Annotated in this window: 1 protein-coding gene and 1 pseudogene; both read left to right on the top strand. The window is 68.1% G+C overall.

The annotated features are described in order from the left end of the window. Positions 1 to 542: pseudogene (locus EN780_RS34600) on the top strand (DUF58 domain-containing protein); the annotation flags it as partial. Next, positions 539 to 1,243: BatA domain-containing protein (locus tag EN780_RS34595; RefSeq protein WP_189557011.1), on the top strand; the 705-nt coding region annotated here is incomplete at its 3' end. The pseudogene EN780_RS34600 and the gene EN780_RS34595, both read left to right, overlap by 4 nt.

Raw genomic sequence — 1,243 nt, 5'->3', positions numbered from 1 at the left:
ATGCCGGCGCGCTGCCGGCAAAGCCCGATCTTTCCGGCATCCGCCGCTTTTCCGACGTCGTCCTCGTCAGCGACTTCCTCGACCCGGTCGAGGAGACCATGGCCTGGCTCGACGTGCTCGCCCGCCACGGCGTGCGCGCCCATCTGATCGAGGTCGCCGACCCGGCCGAGGAAACCTTTCCCTATGCCGGCCGCACCGAGTTCACCGATCCCGAAACCGGCGACAAGCTGACCGCCGGCCGCGCCGAGATGCTCGGCGACGAATACCGCCTGCTCTACGGCGCCCGCCGCCAGGAGTTGGCCGGCTGGTGCAAGCGGCTGGGCTGGAGCTTCACCGTCAACCATACCGACCGCCTCGCCTCCGAAGCGCTGGTGCGCATCCACATGGCTTTGACCGCCGAAGGCAGTCATGCAGGGTTGACCGTAGGTCATACCGGGTTGACTGCCGCTGGCAGTCATACCGGGTTGACCACAGGTCATACCGGGTTGACCATGGGTCATACCGGGTTGACCGCCGGTCCTGCCGGAAAGATCGGCGCATGAGCTGGCTGCCGCTTTCCTTCGGTGCGCCCATGGTGCTGTGGGGCCTGCTGGCGCTGCCGGTGATCTGGTGGCTGTTGCGGCTCACCCCGCCGAAGCCACAGATGGAAGTGTTTCCGCCGCTGAAGATCCTGGCCCGCGTCCTGAAGCGCGAGGAGACGCCGCAGCAAAGCCCATGGTGGCTGACGCTGCTGAGGTTGCTGATGGCCGCCCTGATCGTCGTCGCACTTGCCGAACCGGTCTTCAATCCGCGTGAAAAACTGCCGGCCGAAGGCTCGGCCCTGGCATTGGTCATCGACAATGACTGGGCAAGTGCCGCCGACTGGGGCAAGCGCGTCGCCACGGCCGAAAGGCTGATCGCCGACGCCGGCTCGAACGGCGTGCCCGTCATCATCGCCTTCACCGCCGAAAAGCCCAACGCCGAGATCGGCCCCTTCGATGCCGCGACGGCGCTCGACAGGCTGCGCGCCGCCAAGCCGCGGCCGATCCCGACCGACCGCCCCGCCGTCTATGCCCGCGTCGCGGCAAGCCTGGAGAGCCATCCCGGCGCAAGCGTCGCCGTGCTCGCCGACGGGCTCGCCGCGCAAGGCGACGAAGCCGCCTTCGACACGCTCCTGTCGAAGAATGCGGCGCGGCTGGTCTGGGCCACGTCCGACCGGATAACGCTGGCCGGCCTGACCGCTGCCGACAACCAGGTCGATGGC

Source organism: Mesorhizobium sp. M4B.F.Ca.ET.089.01.1.1 (assembly GCF_004022605.1).
Lineage (GTDB): Bacteria > Pseudomonadota > Alphaproteobacteria > Rhizobiales > Rhizobiaceae > Mesorhizobium > Mesorhizobium abyssinicae.
Note: the sequence above shows the minus strand (reverse complement) of the source record. Positions and strands in the feature narration are given on the sequence as shown.